Origin of the sequence: Pullulanibacillus camelliae (genome assembly GCF_014642655.1) — a bacterium.
GTDB lineage: Bacteria > Bacillota > Bacilli > Bacillales > Sporolactobacillaceae > Pullulanibacillus > Pullulanibacillus camelliae.
This window is the reverse complement of record NZ_BMIR01000001.1, coordinates 506,749-526,797: the sequence shown is the minus strand read 5'-3', so window position 1 is coordinate 526,797 and position 20,049 is coordinate 506,749. Positions and strand designations below refer to the sequence as shown.

The 20,049-nt window shown below is 41.3% G+C and carries 18 protein-coding genes; 17 read left to right on the top strand and 1 reads right to left on the bottom strand.

The features are described from left to right. Nucleotides 1-119: 119 nt before the first annotated feature. The 3 genes from IEW82_RS02270 (at nucleotide 120) to IEW82_RS02260 (ending at nucleotide 3,548) form a co-directional block, all read left to right on the top strand. Nucleotides 120-1,112 (top strand): 1-phosphofructokinase family hexose kinase, encoded by a 993-nt coding sequence (locus tag IEW82_RS02270; RefSeq protein ID WP_188688427.1) that lies wholly within the window; start codon nucleotides 120-122, stop codon nucleotides 1,110-1,112. A 214-nt stretch (nucleotides 1,113-1,326) separates the two neighbouring features. Further along, nucleotides 1,327-3,045 (top strand): phosphoenolpyruvate--protein phosphotransferase, encoded by a 1,719-nt coding sequence (gene ptsP / locus IEW82_RS02265; RefSeq protein WP_188688425.1) that lies wholly within the window; start codon nucleotides 1,327-1,329, stop codon nucleotides 3,043-3,045. A 68-nt stretch (nucleotides 3,046-3,113) separates the two neighbouring features. Beyond that, a complete protein-coding gene (locus IEW82_RS02260) occupies nucleotides 3,114-3,548 on the top strand; it encodes a phosphotransferase (protein ID WP_308422114.1) in 435 nt (144 codons plus the stop codon). A gap of 410 nt (nucleotides 3,549-3,958) precedes the next feature. Here IEW82_RS02260 and IEW82_RS02255 read toward each other — a convergent pair whose 3' ends face one another. Then, a complete protein-coding gene (locus IEW82_RS02255; RefSeq protein WP_188688421.1) occupies nucleotides 3,959-6,004 on the bottom strand; it encodes a penicillin-binding transpeptidase domain-containing protein in 2,046 nt (681 codons plus the stop codon). Between the two features lie 168 nt (nucleotides 6,005-6,172). On the opposite strand from IEW82_RS02255, the gene IEW82_RS02250 reads away from it, so the two are divergent. The 14 genes from IEW82_RS02250 to IEW82_RS02185 all read left to right on the top strand — a co-directional run bounded on the left by IEW82_RS02250 (nucleotide 6,173) and on the right by IEW82_RS02185 (nucleotide 20,031). After that, nucleotides 6,173-6,928 carry a C39 family peptidase gene (locus IEW82_RS02250; RefSeq protein ID WP_188688419.1) on the top strand — a complete coding sequence of 252 codons (756 nt, stop codon included), beginning with the start codon at nucleotides 6,173-6,175 and terminating at the stop codon, nucleotides 6,926-6,928. A 523-nt stretch (nucleotides 6,929-7,451) separates the two neighbouring features. Further along, nucleotides 7,452-8,513 carry a phosphate/phosphite/phosphonate ABC transporter substrate-binding protein gene (locus IEW82_RS02245; RefSeq protein ID WP_188688417.1) on the top strand — a complete coding sequence of 354 codons (1,062 nt, stop codon included), beginning with the start codon at nucleotides 7,452-7,454 and terminating at the stop codon, nucleotides 8,511-8,513. Between the two features lie 210 nt (nucleotides 8,514-8,723). Beyond that, complete coding sequence (gene phnC, locus IEW82_RS02240; RefSeq protein ID WP_188688415.1) at nucleotides 8,724-9,506, top strand: phosphonate ABC transporter ATP-binding protein; 783 nt, start codon at nucleotides 8,724-8,726, stop codon at nucleotides 9,504-9,506. After that, nucleotides 9,499-10,314: a phosphonate ABC transporter, permease protein PhnE gene (phnE, locus tag IEW82_RS02235; RefSeq protein ID WP_188688413.1), complete on the top strand. Its 816-nt coding sequence runs from the start codon at nucleotides 9,499-9,501 to the stop codon at nucleotides 10,312-10,314. Before phnC ends, phnE (IEW82_RS02235) begins: the two co-directional genes overlap by 8 nt. 12 nt (nucleotides 10,315-10,326) lie before the next feature. Further along, on the top strand, nucleotides 10,327-11,136 hold the full coding sequence (phnE, locus tag IEW82_RS02230; protein WP_188688411.1) for a phosphonate ABC transporter, permease protein PhnE: 810 nt from the start codon (nucleotides 10,327-10,329) through the stop codon (nucleotides 11,134-11,136). A 189-nt stretch (nucleotides 11,137-11,325) separates the two neighbouring features. Next, nucleotides 11,326-12,903, top strand: a complete 1,578-nt coding sequence (locus IEW82_RS02225) for a bifunctional metallophosphatase/5'-nucleotidase (protein ID WP_188688409.1) — start codon at nucleotides 11,326-11,328, stop codon at nucleotides 12,901-12,903. Between the two features lie 11 nt (nucleotides 12,904-12,914). Next, nucleotides 12,915-13,586 (top strand): uracil-DNA glycosylase, encoded by a 672-nt coding sequence (locus tag IEW82_RS02220; protein WP_188688406.1) that lies wholly within the window; start codon nucleotides 12,915-12,917, stop codon nucleotides 13,584-13,586. Nucleotides 13,587-14,041: 455 nt separating this feature from the next. Then, entirely contained in the window at nucleotides 14,042-14,308 is a 267-nt protein-coding gene (locus IEW82_RS02215; RefSeq protein WP_188688941.1) for an autorepressor SdpR family transcription factor, read from the top strand. Nucleotides 14,309-14,310: 2 nt separating this feature from the next. Beyond that, on the top strand, nucleotides 14,311-14,955 hold the full coding sequence (locus IEW82_RS02210) for an SdpI family protein (RefSeq protein WP_188688404.1): 645 nt from the start codon (nucleotides 14,311-14,313) through the stop codon (nucleotides 14,953-14,955). Between the two features lie 140 nt (nucleotides 14,956-15,095). Further along, nucleotides 15,096-15,923 (top strand): aldo/keto reductase, encoded by an 828-nt coding sequence (locus tag IEW82_RS02205; protein ID WP_188688402.1) that lies wholly within the window; start codon nucleotides 15,096-15,098, stop codon nucleotides 15,921-15,923. A 596-nt stretch (nucleotides 15,924-16,519) separates the two neighbouring features. Continuing rightward, nucleotides 16,520-17,464, top strand: a complete 945-nt coding sequence (locus IEW82_RS02200; RefSeq protein WP_188688401.1) for an NADP-dependent oxidoreductase — start codon at nucleotides 16,520-16,522, stop codon at nucleotides 17,462-17,464. 142 nt (nucleotides 17,465-17,606) lie between these two features. Beyond that, the gene (locus IEW82_RS02195) at nucleotides 17,607-17,780 is read left to right on the top strand and encodes a hypothetical protein (RefSeq protein WP_188688399.1); all 174 of its coding nucleotides are present in this window, start codon (nucleotides 17,607-17,609) and stop codon (nucleotides 17,778-17,780) included. Between the two features lie 272 nt (nucleotides 17,781-18,052). Next, complete coding sequence (locus tag IEW82_RS02190) at nucleotides 18,053-19,045, top strand: ABC transporter ATP-binding protein (RefSeq protein ID WP_188688397.1); 993 nt, start codon at nucleotides 18,053-18,055, stop codon at nucleotides 19,043-19,045. Continuing rightward, on the top strand, nucleotides 19,042-20,031 hold the full coding sequence (locus IEW82_RS02185; RefSeq protein WP_188688395.1) for an ABC transporter ATP-binding protein: 990 nt from the start codon (nucleotides 19,042-19,044) through the stop codon (nucleotides 20,029-20,031). The genes IEW82_RS02190 and IEW82_RS02185 overlap by 4 nt, the downstream gene beginning before the upstream one ends. The last annotated feature ends 18 nt before the right edge of the window (nucleotides 20,032-20,049 follow it).

The window sequence follows — 20,049 nt, the reverse complement described above, 5'->3', positions numbered from 1 at the left end:
ATGGTTAAAAAAGCTCTTTTACCAAAGACCAAAGGTAAAGAGCTTTTTTGCTGTGAAAAAAGAATAGTCCATGGAAGTATAAATATTTCCAGTAAAAAACTGTGTGATGATAAAACCTTATGTTTTATGTTATCTTTAGAAAGTGTGTAGAAAAGGGTTTGAATAAAGGGGGGAGAATACGATCCGCAATTAAAGCAGTGATCGGTTCAATGATTTATACAGTTACCTTAGATCCATCGATGGATTATTGTACTTATATAGAGAGGCTTAGCTCAGGTAAGCAGCATCACGCGAAGAGTCAATCGACAGTTCCTAATGGAGAGGGGATTGACGTTTCCCGTATGCTCAATCGTTTTAATGTGGAAAGTCGTGTTCTCGGGTTTATCGGAGGATTTACGGGTGATTTTATACGTGTGGGTTTAGTGAGTGAAGGGCTGTCAACTGATTTTGTGGAAATTGCAGGTGACACACGGATCAATGTTAAAGTCATAGCAAGTGATGAAACAGAAATCATTGGGGTCTCACCTCATATAACCGCAGATGATCTGGAAAAGCTTTATGGAAATTTAGAACAACTCACTGCGGGTGATACACTGGTATTAGCGGGAAGGGTCCCGGACGCTCTCAGTACAAATGTTTATCAAGATATTATACAGCACTTAGTGTCGGATGAAGTGAAAGTGATTGTTGATACATTAGGACAGCCTCTTTTTGACACACTAAAAGAAAAACCTTATTTGATAACAATTAATGATAAGGCCCTCGCGGACATGTTTCATACCACATTGGCGACTACGGCGGAGGTGGTATGCTACGGGCGCAAGCTTTTACAACAGGGGGCACAAAATATCATCGTGTCTTTGGGTGCTAACGGCGCCTTATTGTTGAACGAGACGCATGGCTTAAAGGCGTCTATTTCAAAGGAAACAGTGCTGACTACAGGGACAGCCATGGTCAGTGGTTTTGTAGCCGCAGAATATATGGGGAAGTCGCTAAGGGATGCCTTTCTTTATGCGGTGGCTACAGATGCGGCAGCGCTCTTTTCCGATGAAAGCTGTACATGGGATGAGGTTGAAACGTGGTTAGAGGACGTAGAGAGCGTTGATCTTTAAAAAGTTTTTAAAAAGTAAGCGAAGTAAAGCGGTTGCATGAGGGTTTTAACTAGTTTTTTGTCGTTATTTATTAGATAATATTTGTAGTGAGCTTATAGAAATAGGTATTAGAATAACTTTGTGCTATAGTTGAGAACTAAGTTTTTCTTGTACACGTTTTTATAAGGGCTTTAGCGACAATTTAAATTTTCCGATAGTAAAAAGGGGTATTATAATGGGAACAAAGATTACAGGCATCGCAGCTTCTTCAGGCGTAGCGATTGCAAAAGCATTTATTCTACAAAATCCTGACTTTACCATTGAGAAACGGACAATTACGAACACCCAGGAAGAGTCGGATCGTTTTCAAAATGCTGTGAACCAATCTAAAGGGGAGCTTCAGGAGATCAAAGAAAAAGCACAGCGTGAGCTCGGTGAAGACAAAGCAGCAATCTTTGCGGCACATTTGCTTGTTCTTGAAGATCCTGAATTTATTGGCGCGGTGAACACTAAAATTATGGATGAGAGCGTGAACGCTGAGGCCGCTCTTGATGAGGTGGCAAGTGGCTTCATTAACATCTTTGAGACGATGGATAATGAGTATATGAAAGAGCGGGCGGCAGATATTCGTGACGTCACAAAACGCATCATGAGCCACCTGCTTGGGCTTTCTTTTGCTTCACCAGCTTCTATTAACGAAGAAGTGGTAGTTATTGCAGATGATCTTACACCATCTGATACGGCTCAGCTTAATAAGCAATTTGTAAAAGGCTTTGTCACAAATATGGGGGGAAGAACCTCTCATTCCGCTATTATGTCTCGTTCATTGGAAATTCCAGCAGTTGTTGGGACAAAGAATATCACGGAACAAGTGGAAAGTGACGTTGTTATTATCGTAGATGGTTTAGATGGGGATGTCATCATTAATCCAACAGCTGAAGAGCTTGAGACCTATGAGAAAAAGCAACGTGAATTTGCTGAGCAAAAGGCTGAATGGCAGCAGCTTGTTACTGAGGCAACCAAAACGGCTGATGGTCAGCATGTAGAGCTTGGCGCCAATATCGGCAATCCAGAAGACCTTGAAGGTGTTTTGGCAAACGGTGCTGAAGCCATCGGGCTGTATCGCACTGAATTCCTTTACATGGGACGCGATCAAATGCCAACAGAGGACGAACAATTCGAGGCCTATAAAAAAGTGCTTGAGGCAATGGGGGACAAGCCTGTTGTTATTCGGACACTTGATATAGGCGGAGATAAGGAGCTTCCTTACCTTGATATGCCTGAGGAGCTTAATCCTTTCTTAGGATTCAGAGCGATTCGTCTCTGCTTAGAGCGTCAAGACATTTTTAGAGTACAGCTCAGGGCGCTTTTACGTGCAAGTGTTTTTGGAAATTTAAAGATTATGTTCCCAATGGTGGCTACACTTGATGAATTACGTCAAGCAAAGGCAATTCTTTTCGAAGAGAAGGACAAGCTTCTTGCTGAAGGCGTGTCAGTTTCTGATTCCATTGAAGTGGGGATGATGGTCGAGATCCCTTCAACTGCTGTCATAGCTGACCGCTTTGCTAAAGAAGTGGACTTCTTCAGTATTGGAACAAATGATTTGATTCAATATACATTAGCTGCCGATCGCATGAATGAGCGTGTGTCGTATCTTTATCAGCCGTATCATCCAGCGATTTTGCGTCTTGTTCACACTGTTATTCAAGCCGCTCATAATGAAGGAAAATGGGTGGGTATGTGTGGAGAAATGGCAGGAGACCATATTGCGATTCCAATCCTTCTTGGGTTGGGACTTGATGAATTCAGCATGAGTGCTTCCTCTATCTTGCCTGCACGCAGTCAATTAAAAGGCTTATCTGCGGAGAATGCCAAACAATTAGCTGCTGAGGTTCTGAATTTCGATACAGCGGATGATGTTGAGGCATATGTCAATAAACAGTTCAATAAGTAAGGCATAAATAGTGAGTGAAACTGACCTCTGGGATGAAGGAGGTCAGTTTTTTTAATCATACCTAGACTATTCATAGAAGTTCCCAAAACACAGTAAAAAGGCTTATCTATCAAGCGATTGATCAGTTCGAGGACATGAAAAAGCTGCTCCCTGCTCCAGATGGACCAAGCTTTATACATATGGATTTTCGACCAGCCAATATCATTGTGAATGATGATAAAGTTTCAGGCGTGATCGATTTTGAAAGCGTGAGATTTGGTTCAACAGAGGTCGATTTTACCAAGCTCTATCGTGATTTTTTAAGCTCAGATCATACCCTTTATCACTCCTATCAAGAAGGCTATAGCAGTATCAGACCATTAATTGATCTAGAAGCGGTATTGCCTTTTTACCGATTTACAGATGCCTTTAATAGTATTGGGTGGTGTAAACGACGGGGCATTGAGAAAAATGCAGTGTTTCTAGAACAGAACGTGGCTAGTTTAAAAAAGTTTTTACAATAAAATGGCACTGTATAAGTGTTTTGCTTTTGTACCCTTTGGAAGCTTGAGAGAAATGGAGCTTTGATTATGAGAATTTTTATGAGAAGGTCGGAAAAACAAACGGTTGGGATTTTAGTCTTATAAAATCTTTCTTTTAAGGTGTTCGTTGGGATTGTTACGATGAAGTCGTAAAAAAATGTAAAAAAGCAATGTTCTTTTAGATATTGGTACGGTGGCGGTGAAAGACTGTTAAACATTGCCTCTTCGTTATTTCCCTTGATGGGCATAGATTTGTCTCACAGCATGGCAGACACAGCGTCAATGGTGTGCACTGCCATCCCGTGTTGAGTGCTTCACTTTGCATTTTTTCATTATCAACCCCTCATGGCGTGTTATGCCATGAGGGGTTGATAAATTTTATTTGAAAAAGATTACTTTAAGATATCCCTAAAAGATTTTTTGACTTTATCAACGACATAGTGGCTGCCGTGCAGATCGGAATTTTTGTCTTGGACATTTTCGATCATCATGGAAATCAATAGCTTGGGATCGTTGGTATTATAAGCGACAAACCAGCCGTCATCTTTTCCTTGAGTCCCTTGTTTTTCTTTATGCTCAGCAGTTCCTGTTTTACCAGCAAGTGGTGGTGCTCCTTTAATTTGTGGTAAATAAGCCGTGTCAGATGGACCGGTAATCTCCAAGTCCTTTGAGATTGTTTTTGCATTGCTTGCGGAAAGGACATTTTTCTTCCAATAACTTGGAGAGCTAGAGCTATTATCTGATTTCACAAGGAGCTGTGGTTTTACGATATTGCCATCATTAACGAAGGCCGAGTAATCTAACGCCAGTAATAAAGGATTGACTAGCAATTGTCCCTGACCATACCCTGAATTGGCAAGTAGCCCTGTATTATCTATCTTTCCTCCGTTGGCGACCTGTGAATTTTTCACAGCATAAGGGAAGGGGAGCTTTTCACCAAAACCAAAGTTTTTCATCCCTGAGACGAATTTGTCCGCACCGGTTTTCAAAGCAACCTGGGCAAAGTAGATATTGTCAGAAACCGTAAGGGCACTTTTGAGATTTACTTCAGGCAGAGAATCTTCACGCGTAATGTGGAAATCTCCTTTCCAGGACGGATCACGCCATGTGAGTCCATTAATCTTAAGCGTTGTATTCGGTGTAATCGCCTTTTGTGACAAGGCGATGCTTGCGGTCAATGGCTTTTGTGTTGATCCCGGTGTATATGTCTGTGTAAAGCGGTTCAAAAGTGGATTATCTGGATCCTTGAGTAACTTTTGATAGTTCGCATTGCTTATGCCAAGGGAAAATTCATTGGGATCAAAGGCGGGTGTGCTGACTAATGCCAAGACGTCCCCTGTCTTTGGATTGATTGCAGCCGCAGCACCAGAATCTCCATTCATGTGTTTATAAATGGTCTCTTGGACCGAGCGATCAATGGTGAGCTGAATGTCCTTACCGTTCACAGGATCTTTCTTTGCGATAGTCTTGATGGGCTCATGGTCACTATCTGTGAGAATGATCTCTGCGCCATCCCTGCCACGAAGCTGATCCTCATATAAAGACTCTAAGCCTTTTTTACCGATGATAGAAGAATCTGTATAGCCTTCGTTTTTATTTTTGTCTAATTGCTCTTTTGTTATAGACCCGACATAACCAATTAGGTGAGAGCAGGCCTTGCCACATGGATAGACTCGGGCAGGAGTCGATTGTATGAGTACCCCGGGTAAATTTCGAGCCTTGTCGATGAGGTCTGTTTTATCTGCAGAAACGGTTTTAATGGGTACAAATGATTCAGGTGTGACCCATGATGCACTTAATGCATCATCAATAGTGTCTGTCGTCGTTCCTAAAAGTCTGGCAAGCTTGGCCTTGGTGTCCTCATGTCCCTCCAGCTGTTTAGGAAACAGTCCGATTTGGGAGGCTTCACCATTCATAGCGAGAGGCTGCTGATTGCGGTCTACTATCTCACCACGGCTTGATTCAAGCGTTTTGACACTGATTAATGTATCCTTCTTGAGATCCTTTAAAATCATTGAGGGCTGCCAATCCACGTTCCATGTGTAGGTATCATCTTTCTTTGTTTTTTTCAATACAGCTTTACCAGAGTATGAAAGATCACCAGCGACCGTATTCATCTTGACATGGTAAGTGTAGCTTGTTGATTTGATATCATCTGGATCCTTTTCTTCCTTAGGTTTAGTGAAAGTCACCTTCAAATTTTTCGCTTCAATGCCATCGTAGATTGCTTTGTAGCGCTCGATAAATTTTTTCTGTGAAATGTCTTTTTTGGCATCGGGAGTTAACTGCCCGTACATTGTCTTAAAATCCTGTTTGTTCCACTCTTTAGTAAACTTGGTGAAGGCAGCGCTAGGCTCAGGCTTTTTGTCTGAACAAGAGCTGAGTAAGACAGCACCAAGAATGACAAGGGAAAGTAGCATAAGTCGTTTTAAAATCATGGGTACCTCCTTATTTTTTTCTAGTGTATGCAATTAACAAAAATGATTAATTATTGGAATCCTCGTAGATACCTTGCTTCCATTATAGTAGAAAGATTATAATTTGAGTAACTATTTCTGTTAAAAATAAGTGAATCAAAGAATGATAGTGAGTTTAGGAGGAAGGCAGTGAAAAGAGGGGTCCGTCGTCTATGCATTATCTTAACTGTTCTCATTTTGATTGAGGTTGTCATTTATAAATGGCCAGATCAAAAAGTATCAGCTAAGCTAAAGCATTTAAATGATATAGATTACTATAATGTTATTTTAAGTGATAATGATAAAGAGGTAAAGCCAATGAATGTGCCGCTTATACAACAACTCCCTGAGCTCCCGCGGGGCTGTGAGGTGACTAGTCTTGCCATGTTGTTAAGAAGTGCAGGGGTAAAAGCGGATAAAATACGGCTTGCTCAACAAATAAAGAAAGATCCTACGCCCTATAAGAATGTAAAGGGCAGTGTTTATTTTGGTGATCCAAATCAGGGCTTTGTTGGAAATATGTATGATAAAAGCCAGCCTGGACTGGGTGTCTATCATCAGCCCATTTTCCAATTAGCTAAGCAGTATCTCCATAATCGTGTGATTGACATGACTGGAGAAAAATTTAACAAAGTCGAAGAACAATTAAGCAAACAAAGACCAGTTTGGGTGATTACATCGGTGAGTGAGCAGCCGGTTCCGCAGTCGCTGTGGCAGACGTGGCATACAGAAGATGGGCTGATTAATATCACACGCCAAGAGCATTCTGTTGTGTTAACCGGCTATGATGAAAACTATGTTTATTTTAATGATCCATTAGACACGGTTAAAAATAAGCGGGCAGCAAAAAAAGATTTTATTTCAGTCTGGAAGCAATTTGGTTCTCAAGCAATTTCTTATAATTAAAAACGGGGAAGCACGTCGGACAATTTATAAAAAGTATGTAAGGACTTCTCACGTGGTGTTTGCATTCGCTTTAAAATGAGTCAAAAATAATAGAGATGAATAGAAAGTTTTGCTGGTGTTTTTGTTGTATTTTCTACAAGGGTTGAAAGCTTTTTGGTGTGTGTGACAGAAGGGTGGCCTCTCAAGCTGAACATTCATCAGGCAGCCTTTTCGTAACTTGTAAAAATCCTGCGCTCAATAAGATGGGTGAATAAAAGAAAAGACATAGGGGGGTGTTCCTCCGATCTCAATAGGTGAGTTAACGGGCTCATAATCTATTTCAGAGATTTAGGGGGGACGCTCCTTTTTGGGTTTGGCTATTAAAAGCAAAAGTTAAAAACTGGGATGTCACATTTTTTGCAAATCCTTATTAATAATTAACATAAAATTATTAAAATGTGTTTGCAACTTCTTTAATAAAAAAGTATGATAAGGGCATGTTTCGACAATAGAGACATCTAGAAACGACTATTCAATTTTAAAAATGGGGGTAAGTGTTGTGAAAAACAAATTGACATTCCTTTTGGCACTTGTTTTGATCATCGGCATTCTTGCTGGTTGTGGCTCAAAAGGCGAGTCGAGCGGGGACAGTTCTTCATCAGGAAGCAAAACGATTAAAGACCTTAAGATTAGTTTTGTTCCATCTAAAGAGCCAGACGAAATCATTACCGCGACAGAGCCGCTTAAAGGGTTATTGAAAGATGAGTTGAAAAAGGAAGGCTATAAAGTTGACAAGGTTGATATAAACGTTGGTACGACCTACGAAGCGGTGGGAGAAGCCCTTTCAGCAGGAACAACAGATATCGGTTTAATTCCTGGTGGTACTTACGTATTATACGATGATGGCGCTGACGTTATTTTAACAGCGACTCGTGCAGGTCTATCAAATGATTCTGATAATCCTAAAGACTGGAATGATAATAAGCCAACCAAACCTACAGATAAGCAAGCGACGTATTATCGCGCGCTTTTAGTCGCTGGACCTAGTAAAAAGGGACAAGAATTGGCTGAAAAAGTTAACAGTGGTAAGAAATTAACTTGGAATGATTTAAATAGCGCGAAATGGGCTGTAATGAGTTCTACGTCGTCTGCTGGTTATATTTATCCCACTCTATGGTTACAAGATAAATACGGTAAAAGCATTACAGACTTAAAACATGTTGTACAATCCGATTCTTACGGAAGTTCGATGGCGCATCTAGCACAAGGCCAAGCTGATATTATGGTGGCTTATGCTGATGTAAGAAGAGACTATGAAGGTCAATGGACAAAAGACTTCAAGCGGAGTAAATCCATTTGGGATGAAACAAACGTTATTGGTGTGACACAGCCAATTTACAACGATACAATCAGTGTGAGTAAAAAATCTAGCATCATGACTGATGATTTCAAAAAGGCGCTTCAAACAGCATTCATCAACATTGCTAAAACAGATAAAGGTAAAAAAGTCATTGCTGTCTATAGCCATGAAGGCTACCAAAAAGCAAAGTCCTCCGACTATGATGGTGAGAGAAAGGCACAAAAGCTCCTTCAAAGCATGAAGTAATAGTGATAACCATCATTTTACATTGGTTTTAGAACAGCCAAAATGAGAACATCATGAATAATTGATGTTCTCATTTTTTCCCTTGCATGCTATTATAAATAAAGATAAAAATAGCGTAAGGTCTCAACTAAAGTGATAATAAGTCGAATTTATTAAAGGTGCGTTCAGAAGCGACTTTTGGACAGCCTCTAAAAGGATTGGAGTATTACCATGATAGAGTTTATCAATGCGGAAAAGACATATCCAAATGGCACAAAAGCATTGCAAGATATCAACTTAAAAATTGACCAAGGTGAATTCGTTGGGGTCATTGGTTTATCAGGAGCAGGGAAATCCACTTTGATCCGGTGCGTTAATCGTATGCATGATATTACCGGTGGCCAATTAATGGTTGATAATGTTGATATTTCTAAATTAAAAGGAAAGCAAGTCCGAAAATTTCGAAGAAGAATTGGCATGATATTTCAATCATTTAATTTAGTTACGAGAACGACAGTCATGAAGAATGTACTTGTGTCATTTGTTCCCGACCTCTCGTTTTTACGTAAACTCTTTGGCGTTTATACTAAGGAGCAAAAGGTAAAGGCGTTGGAAGCGCTTGACAAAGTGGGGATCTTAGATAAAGCCTTCATTCGTGTTGACCAGCTCTCAGGTGGTCAACAACAACGGGTGGCATTGGCACGGACACTAGCTCAGAACCCTGATATTATTTTGGCGGATGAACCGATTGCTTCTTTGGATCCTATCACGGCAAGACAAGTCATGGATGATTTTAAGAGGATCAATAAAGATATGAATATTTCAGTTATCATCAATATCCACCATGTCGAAGTGGCCCTAGAATATGCGGATCGTATTATTGGAGTGCGCAAAGGTGAAATAGTCTTTGATGGACCGTCAGCCAAGGTAACACAGGATGTGCTTGATGAAATATATGGTGGAAGAGTTGAGGAATTTAAGGCCTCTAGGGAGGAGAGCGATTCCCATGTATGATAAACTATTTCCTCCGAAAAAAGTGTCATTGTCGAACGGTAAAGTCGTTTTACAAAAAAGATCACGTACGCCACTCATCTTAATTGTCTTAATCATCGCTATTATTGTCTCTATGAAATTCACCGGCTTTAGTTTTAGTGTGCTTTTCACAAATATTAGTTCATTTTTCACGATTATTGGTCAAATGATTCCGCCGAATTGGAGCTATCTTCCTAAACTATGGAGTGCCCTCATGGACACAATTAAGATGTCATTGCTTGGTTCTCTTATCGGAGCGATTGTCGCACTTCCGTTTGCGGTCTTAGCTTCTTCAAATATTATTAAAAGCAAAACTGTTGTTATTATTTTCAAGGTCATCTTAAGTTTACTCAGAACGCTGCCGACACTTGTATCAGCCTTAATTGCGACTTTTGTCTTTGGATTAGGTCCAATGGCGGGAATGGTTGCAATCTTCCTTTTCACCGTTTCTTACGTCGGTAAATTACTATACGAAGCCATTGAGAACGTCAATATGGGTGCTTTTGAAGCCATGGAATCCATCGGAATGACTAGAATTCAAGCCTTTCGTTATGCGGTCATGCCTCAAGTGCTTCCAGGCTATCTCTCTCAATCTCTGTTTTGTTTTGAAGGGAATGTACGTTATGCGGCCATCCTTGGTTATGTAGGTGCTGGGGGAGTGGGTCTTCTCATCAATGAGGATATTGGTTGGCGAGATTATCCCAGTGTCGGCATGATTATTTTAGCATTGGTGGTTACCGTCTTCATTATTGAGAGGGTCAGTGAGCACTTTAGGAAAAAGTTAATTTAAAGGAGTATTTGCATGACTACAGTTGAAAAACAGCTTCGTAATGCACCGCGCAATTATTGGTATACCATAATTGTCACGGTGATTGTCATAGCCCTTTTTTATTGGTCGACGAGAGGAGTTATTTCTTTAAAGGATATAGATGCAAAAGGATTCAAAATCGCAGGAAATATTTTAAGTGGGATTGTCCATCCTGATACCGCTCTTCTCTTTAATATCACAAAACAGAGTGTCCTATATCTCCTTGTTGAGACGCTTGCTATTGCGTTCCTAGGGACGATAGTTGGTGGTATTATCTCTATTCCATTAGCTTTTTTAGCCGCATCGAATATCGTTCCTAAGCCCATTGCTTGGTTGACACGCCTTTTGTTGATTATTATTCGCACAATTCCAGCGTTAGTTTATGGGTTAATGTTCATTCGGGTCACTGGACCAGGTCCTTTCGCCGGGGTATTGACGATTGGGTTGACGTCGGTTGGGATGCTCGCTAAATTATATGTGGATGCCATTGAAGAGTTAGACACAAGTGTCTTAGAATCAATGACATCAATAGGCTGTACGACTTTTGAAAAAATTCGTTACGGTATTATTCCACAATTATTCTCAGGTTTTCTCTCTGTTACAATTTATCGGTTTGATATGAATATGCGTGATGCTGCAACTTTGGGTCTTGTTGGAGCTGGTGGTATTGGTGCGCCACTACTGTTTGCAATGCAAAGCTATAAATGGCACCAAGTCGGTTCTGTTTTAATTGGATTAGTGGTTTTGATCTTAATAATAGAACTGGTCTCAAATAAATTGCGTTCAAAATTAGTAAAAGGATAAGGTGTTTGTTAAGCACTGCGTAATGAGTAGTCATTGGCAGTGCTATTTTTAATGGAGAAGCTTTTAGACTGCTGATTAAAATATGGATAAGATGCTTTTCAATGTGCAAAGACTTCCTTTACAATATAGATAAGGATTCGACAAAACGTTCTGTTTAATATTATGGAGAGATGGAAAGGAAAGGCGCCTATGGGAACAATACAACTCACACTTCTTGAAACCAGTGATGTCCACGGTAACGTACTGCCGATCAATTATGGCACCAACCAGGATGCAGAACTTGGATTTGCCAAATTGGCAACACTGATAAAAAAGGAGCGAGAGAAAAATGCTCATGTGCTTGTGATAGATAATGGGGATGTGATTCAAGGGACACCACTCACCTATCATTATGCACGTTTTGCTTCAGATCAAGCGAATCCAATGGTCAAACTGCTCAATGCCATGGATTACGATGCAGCGGTATTTGGCAATCATGAATTTAATTATGGACTGCCCTTGCTCAAAAAAGCAGTGGAAGAATCGCGCTTTCCTTGGCTAGCGGCAAATTTGCTCAATGCTGAGACGGGAGAGCCTTACTTTGGAAAGCCATACCTATTAAAACGGTTTGGAGATCAGGGGCCTTTAGTCGCTGTATTGGGTTTGACCACACAATATATTCCTAATTGGGAAAAGGCAGAGCATATTCGAGGGATTGCCTTCAAAAATGTTGTTGAAACAGCAAAACAGTGGGTGCCTTATCTCAGACACGAATGGGGTGCTGATATTGTAGTGGTTGCTTATCACGGTGGTTTTGAGCGTGATCTTGAGTCAGGGAAGCCGACGGAAACACTCACAGGAGAAAATTTAGGGTATGCACTTTGTCAGCAGGTAGAGGGCGTCGATGTCCTCTTAACCGGACATCAGCACCGATTCATTGAAAGTGCAAAAATCAATGGTGTCCTTGTTGTTCAGCCAGGTTCAACAGGTATGGCTTTAGGAAAGATTGACCTTATTCTTGAAGAGACGGAACAAGGCTGGCAATGCAAACAAAAAAGCGCCCAGCTTCTTTCTGTAGAAGGGATCACCCCTGACGAAGAAGTTTTGGCACTGATTCAGCCTTATGAAGCAGCAACTCAGGAATGGTTGGATCAGCCTATTGGTCATATTGAGGGAGACATGCTGGTACATGACCCACTGGCTATTCGCCTTCAGGATAATCCGCTAATTGAATTTATTAATAAAGTACAAATGGAGACGGCCGGCGTTGATATTTCAAATACAGCATTGTTTGATAATCAATCTCCTGGTTTTCCTAAGAATGTGACCATGCGCAGTGTCGTGGGGAATTATATTTATCCAAATACCCTTGTAGTACTGAGGATTAAAGGCAGTGACATGAAGGCTGCATTAGAACAGTCAGCAGGATATTTTGAGCTTCATGAGGATGGAACAGTTGGTGTCAGCCCTGCTTTTACAACACCCAAGCCACAGCATTATAATTATGATATGTGGGAAGGCATCGCGTATGAAATGGATATTCGCAAGCCCGTGGGTCAGCGTATAACCCGTTTAAATTATAAAGGGAAGCCGGTTGACATGAATCGTGATTATGATGTTGTTATGAATAATTATAGGGCAGCTGGAGGTGGAGAGTATCACATGTATCAAGGAAAAAAAGTCATAAAGGATATCCCCATCGATGTTTCAGAGCTGATCGCCAATTATATCCTTGAACGCAACATTATCCCAGCGACTGTGGATCACAATTGGAAAGTTATTTACTAGGAGAGATTCTGATGGCTGTTGAATTGAAAAATGATTGGAACGACATGCTGAAGGAAGAATTCCAAAAAGACTACTATTTATCTATTCGTGAGTTTTTAAAACAGGAATATGCGACTCAGACCGTTTATCCGGATATGTATAATATATTCAACGCTCTGCATTATACGGCATATGAAGAGGTCAAGGCAGTCATCTTGGGACAGGATCCGTATCATGGTCCAGGGCAAGCCCATGGATTAAGCTTTTCCGTGCAAAAGGGAGTAAAACAGCCTCCGTCCTTACAAAATATCTTTAAAGAGCTTCAAGAAGATCTTGGGTATCCCATGCCGCCCCATGGCAATCTTGAAAAATGGACTAAGGAAGGCGTTCTCCTTCTCAATACGGTACTCACAGTCAGAAGAGGTGCACCAGCCTCTCATAGAGGGAAAGGGTGGGAGAGGCTCACAGATAAAATCATCGAACGGCTTAATATGCGGGAACGACCTGTGGTATTTATTTTATGGGGAAGACACGCCCAAGAAAAAGAGGCATTGATCGACACAGCAAAGCATTTTATCATTAAATCGCCACACCCAAGTCCCTTCTCAGCTAACCGTGGCTTTTTTGGCAGTCGTCCTTTTTCTCGAACGAATGCATTTCTTAAAAGCATCGGTGAGCAAGAGATTGATTGGAAAATTGAATAAGAAAAGGTGGAGGGATTGCTGGGGTCCCGCCACTTTATTCTATTGACAGGTATGTTTTTTGGGAAATCAGAAGGTATAAAATTTCTGGTCACCAGGACGGTGCGCGTTTTCGCTTCAGGCGCTCGCTTTCCACGGGCACGGCCTCAGCTAACTCAGAATGAAAAGTGATATTCCCAAGTGTTTATGACTACAGGACCCCTGTTCCTGCGTCTACTCGTATTGCTTCGTGGTCAGGCTTCCTCGGAACAACTCGAAGTGTATTCGTGGAGTAACGCTGGTTGCTGTTCCCGATGGAGTCTCGCACCTTGCGCGCCAATCCACTTGAACTTGCAATGAAGTCTCTTCCATATCTGATGATGCTCTTATAGCTAGACAAGGATCGGGCGTACTTTGCCACTATTTCTTATTTAATTTTTAAGTAAATAACTAAATACCTAAATTGCGGAGTCGATATGATGAATGATGTGTTTAAAGCTTTATCGGACCCAACGCGTCGGAAAATATTAGATTTATTGAAAGAAAAGGATTTAACGGCTGGAGAGATCTCTGAGCATTTTAACATGAGTAAACCGAGTATTTCTCAGCACTTAAAAGTGCTCAAGGGTGCGCAGCTTGTTGTGGATGAAAAGAAAGGACAGTATGTATTCTATTCATTAAACACAACGGTTTTTCAGGACATTATCAATTGGGCTTTTGAATTTTATGGAAAGGGAGGATGTTAAGCATGAAACGACATATACTTCCAATTAGTATTATTCTGTGTGCCATTATCATATGGCTGATTGCTTTACCTCATATGCCAGATAAGCTACCAACACATTGGGGAATCAGTGGAGAAGTCAATGGGTATTCCTCTCCTTTGTTGTCAATGATCATCATGGTCGGAATGCTTGTTTTAATTTATGTCTTGATGTTTGCATTGCCAAAAATTGATCCGAAAGGAAAGCAGTATGACCTATTTCATCGAGGCTATTTCATTATGATGAACGGCCTATTGATCATGCTCTTGGCCATTAATCTGATGATCATTTTATATGGAGCAGGTTATCCAATTCCAATGGGGTCTACGGGGCCTCTAATCATTGGTGTTATCTTTGTCCTGTTAGGAAATTTTTTACCTACTGTTCGTCCAAATTTTTTTGTGGGCATTCGCACACCTTGGACTTTAAGTAATGAAAAGGTTTGGCGAAAGACCCATCGCCTAGGAGCAAAATTAATGGTGAGTGCTGGAATCGTAATGATGGTATCCATTTTTCTCCCTCATGAATGGGAAATTGTTTTGTGTACGATCTGTTTTGTTTTAGGACTCGGCATTCCATGTGTTTATTCTTATTGGTTATATAAAAAAGAGGCTTCAGGTGAGTCTTAATTCACATGTTTGTGTTGATAGAAGGAGCATCCAAGCTATTGGGATACTGCTTTTCGTAAGGATAAGAGTTTAATAAGTGACAACGCCTAATAAAATTGATAAGTTAGATAATAATCTTAGGTAATGGAGGTTAAAGGCATATGGTGATAAGTCTTTCAAGTACAACGGTATTAAATAATGGTGTTGAAATGCCCATTTTTGGCTTGGGTGTTTACAAGGTTGAAGAGGGTCCAGAAGTGAAAAATGCAGTTCGGGCAGCATTAGAAGCAGGCTACCGCTCCATAGATACTGCCTCCTTTTATGCAAATGAAGAGGGTGTTGGTGAAGCCATAAAAGAAGCGGGTGTGCCTAGGGAGGAGCTCTTTATTACCACTAAAGTGTGGAATAATCAGCAGGGGTATGAGTCAACATTGAAGGCTTTTGAAGAAAGCCGTCAAAAGCTTGGACTTGAATACGTTGATCTTTATCTCGTACACTGGCCGATTAAAGGAAAGTATAAGGAGACTTGGCGTGCGCTTGAAACCTTATATAAAGAGGGGAAAGTTCGCGCAATTGGCGTCAGTAATTTCAAAGAACACCATTTGGATGATTTATTAGCCGATAGTGAAGTGGTTCCTGCAGTCAATCAAATTGAGCTCCATCCACGATTAACTCAAGAAAGTGTTCGAGCCTATTGTAAAGAGAAGGGGATCAAAGTCGAGGCTTGGAGCCCATTAATGAGAGGGCGATTGATGGAAGAGCCGACATTGGTTGAGCTCGCTCGGAAATATAATAAAACACCAGCACAAATTATCCTGCGCTGGGATGTCCAAAATGATATTATCACCATTCCTAAATCCGTTAAAAAGGACCGTATTATTGAGAACAGCGCTATTTTTGATTTTGAGCTTACAAATGAAGAGATGCAACGCATCGATCGTCTCAATCAAAATGAACGGACAGGAATGGATCCAGACGAAGTCAGCTAACTGAATGGATAGATTGACTGTACGAGAGCTAGGAATAGTTTTGATGCCACAGTGAATGAAACATGAACTGTGGTTTTTCTTGTACTATCAGAATGTATACCTTCGCTGACGCTCATAAACGAAGAGCGTATAAGGCGGGCTTTGACTTTCGCCACCTGAGGCTTGGCGATAGGCCAAGTTTTCTAAAAAGAAGTATAAAATTTCTGGCCATGAGGACGGTGCGGATTTCCGCTCCAGGCCGCTCGCTTTCCGCGGGGGAGTGGTAAGCCTCCTCGCGTTGCTAAGGTCTTACCGATCCCTACTTCCCGCAGGACTCTAGTCTCCGCATCATGAGATAGCTGCGCCTGAGGAACACACGATTTTAGAGTGTTCCGAACCTCGCGCTTTGCGCTCCCATCCACTTGGCCAGACAATGAAGCCTCTTTCATATTGGCTGATGCTCTATACTAAGGACAAGGACCGTGCATGCTTTTCGCCCGCTTTTTCTTATTTTGTAACTCTCTATTATAAAAGTGATGTTTAAGCAATCATAGTTTTAGTTAATTTATATCTGTTAGAGTTATACTACATCTATAGTGATAAGGAGGTTAGTGACAATGAAAGCAATTGTCATCAATGCATATGGTGATCGTAGTCAGTTAAAAGAGCGTGAATTTCCAACACCGATGCCTAAGGAAAATGAGGTTCTAATAGAGATTTATGCCACATCAGTTAACCCAATTGATTGGAAGTTAAGAGAAGGTTACTTAAAAGAACATCTGCCATTGCCATTCCCTATTATATTAGGATGGGATGCTGCCGGTGTCGTTAAGAAGGTTGGTTCAAAGGTCAAAAAATTTGCTGAGGGAGATCGCGTGTTTGCTCGTCCAGCAACGACAGAACGAGGCACCTATGCAGAGTACATTGCAGTAGATGAAGGTCTTGTTGCAGATATGCCAAAAAATATAAGCTTTATTGAGGCAGCAGCTGTACCGCTGGCGGGTCTGACTGCTTGGCAATGTCTCGTTGATTTTGCAGAGATCAAAAAAGGGGATCAGGTGCTCATTCATGCGGGGGCTGGTGGTGTCGGTAGCATGGCGATTCAAATTGCCAAGGCCAAAGGGGCAAAAGTCATTGCAACCGGAAGCGCGAATAACCAGGACACCATTAAAAAGCTGGGAGCAGATCATATGGTGAACTATAAGACCACAAAATTAACGGATGTCTTAAGCGATATGGATATTGTTTTAGATACTATAGGCGGCGAGGTTGAAGAGGAAAGCTTTAAAGTCCTCAAGCCAGGTGGTGTGTTAGTGTCAATTGTACAGCCACCAAGTCAAGAGAAGGCAAAAGAGAAGGACATCAAAGCTGGATTAGTATTGCTGCAGCCTGATGGTGATCAGCTCGCACAGCTTGCCGAGATGATGAAGGATGAGAAGCTTAAACCTCTGGTCGGAGAAGTATTGCCTTTTAGTGAAGAAGGTGTAAAAAAAGCTCATGAAATCAGTGAAAGTCACCATGCTAAAGGAAAAATTGTCATTGAGGTAAAGAAGGAAGAGTAGAAATAAAGGCATACATTTTAGGTGCTTAGAATGAAAGAGAGGATTCGGCACGCCAAAGCGCTCTAACTTCTTAAGCGGGATTGGTCATAAATGTTTTTTGAATGGAAAGACTATCCTTATCAGCTTAAGGAGGAAATAGAAGATGGACAAAAAAGGAAAACCACTTGCTGAAAGCAAGAAACCAACCATCGCTAATGGCATCGATAACGATGAAGAGCTAGAGGCGGAAGCGACAGACGAAGAGATTCGCCGTGGGGAGTCAACAACAGTCACCAAGCTAATTTATGATGAGTATGACCCCAGTCCCAATCAATAGCATGATAAATAAAACGACTAAGCCTTTTGGCTTGGTCGTTTTGTTGTTATAGCTTCAGAATTTATCCGCTCCTGCCCCAAGGACAGGGAAACTGCCAGTAGGTTATTCTTTTGTTTAAAATTTTAAATAATTAAAAAAGAAAGAAAAAACAATGAGAAATATGAGAAAAAACCCCATGGATATACTTATTTGTGTATATTAAAAACACGATACTAATAAATATATATAAAATTTAGAATTATATATAAATAGAAAAATAAGGGGGGACGACAATGGAGGAGCAGTATCTGCTGAAAGTGGACAATTTACATACGCATTTCTTTACCAAAACGGGCGTTGTCAAAGCTGTGGATGGTGTGAGCTTTTCAATCAGGTCTGGAGAAACCTTGGGCATTGTTGGGGAGTCAGGATCCGGAAAGAGTATTACGGCTCTATCAATTATGAAATTAGTACCCAATCCCCCAGGGCGTATCGTAGAAGGAGCTATTTATTACAATGGCGAGGATTTAATGAGCAAATCTGAGAAACAGATGAGGCGGATTCGAGGCAATAAGCTATCGATGATTTTTCAGGATCCCATGACTTCGCTCAATCCAGTCTTTACTATAGGACGCCAATTAGTTGAGACCGTACGTGCGCATAGAGATCTAAGCAAAAGGCAGGCTGAAGCTCGAGCCATCGAGCTTCTTACTCTGGTGGGAATTCCTGACCCAAAGCAGCGGTTAAAAAACTATCCTCATGAATTTAGCGGCGGTATGCGCCAACGTGTGATGATTGCTATGGCACTCGCTTGTGATCCCGAGCTTTTAATTGCTGATGAACCGACCACAGCCTTGGATGTGACCGTTCAGGCGCAAATACTAGAGCTATTAAAAAGGTTACAAGAAGAACTCGGGATGGCCATTATTATGATCACTCATGATCTAGGTGTGGTCGCTGAAATTTGTGATCGCGTCATGGTTATGTATGCCGGGAGACAGGTTGAATTTACAAATCGTATCGCTTTATTTGATCATCCTAAGCACCCTTATACCTGGGGTCTCCTTGATTCTATACCAAAAATGGAAAAGGAAAAAAGACGCCTGCAAGCGATAGCAGGTCATCCACCAGATTTGCGGTATTTGCCTCAAGGGTGCTATTTTGCTGATCGCTGTAAGCAGGCAACAGAAGAATGTAAAATGCATGAGCCGACGTTGACAAAGCTTGATGATCATCACCTTGTGCGTTGTTTATTGTATGAGGACATAAAGGTGGAATCGACATGACCACATTATTGGAAGTGAAGGATTTAGAAAAGCATTTTCCTATTACTCGAGGAGCTATTATTCCTCATAAAGTGGGTGCCGTTAAAGCCGTTGATGGAATTTCTTTTAAGGTGGAGCAAGGGAAAACACTCGGTTTGGTAGGAGAAAGTGGTTGCGGAAAATCGACAACAGGTAGAACCATTTTAAAATTAACCGAGCCTACAGGCGGTCATATTTATTTTGACGGTCAGGAGATCACCCATTTAAAAGGAGAAAAATTACGACGTCTGCGTCAGGATATGCAATTGATTTTTCAAGATCCTTTTGCATCATTGAATCCAAGGATGACAGTGGAGCAAATCATTGCTGAACCGCTGAAGGTTTTTGGCATGCATAAGGAAGAACGTCAGAAAAGGATCAATTATTTACTTGAGGTGGTCGGGCTCAGCTCCTACCATAAAGAACGCTATCCCCATGAATTCAGTGGCGGTCAAAGGCAAAGGGTAGGCATTGCCCGGGCCCTTGCCTTAGAACCTAAACTCATCATTTGTGATGAACCTGTTTCAGCACTTGATGTCTCCATTCAGGCACAAGTGGTCAACCTCATGGAGGACCTGCAAAAGGCGTTTGGTCTAACCTATGTATTTATTGCCCATGATCTTGGTGTTGTTCATCACATCAGTGATCAAGTTGCTGTCATGTATTTAGGTGAAATTGTGGAGCTTGGAAGCTATGATGAGCTCTATGCTCATCCTAAGCATCCTTATACTCAAGCTTTATTATCAGCGATTCCAGAGGCCAATCCCCATCGCAAGAAGGAGCGTATCGTTTTAAAGGGGGATGTGCCAAGTCCTGCTACTCCACCAACGGGCTGTAAATTTCATACACGCTGTCCATTTGCGGAGCAGCGCTGTCGACTCGAAAAGCCAACAATGAAGGTGGTTTCACTCACCGGTCAAGAAGCTGCCTGTCATTTTGTTGAGGAGGTGAGCGATGTCGTCGGGTAAACAAATACGCCCTCTATT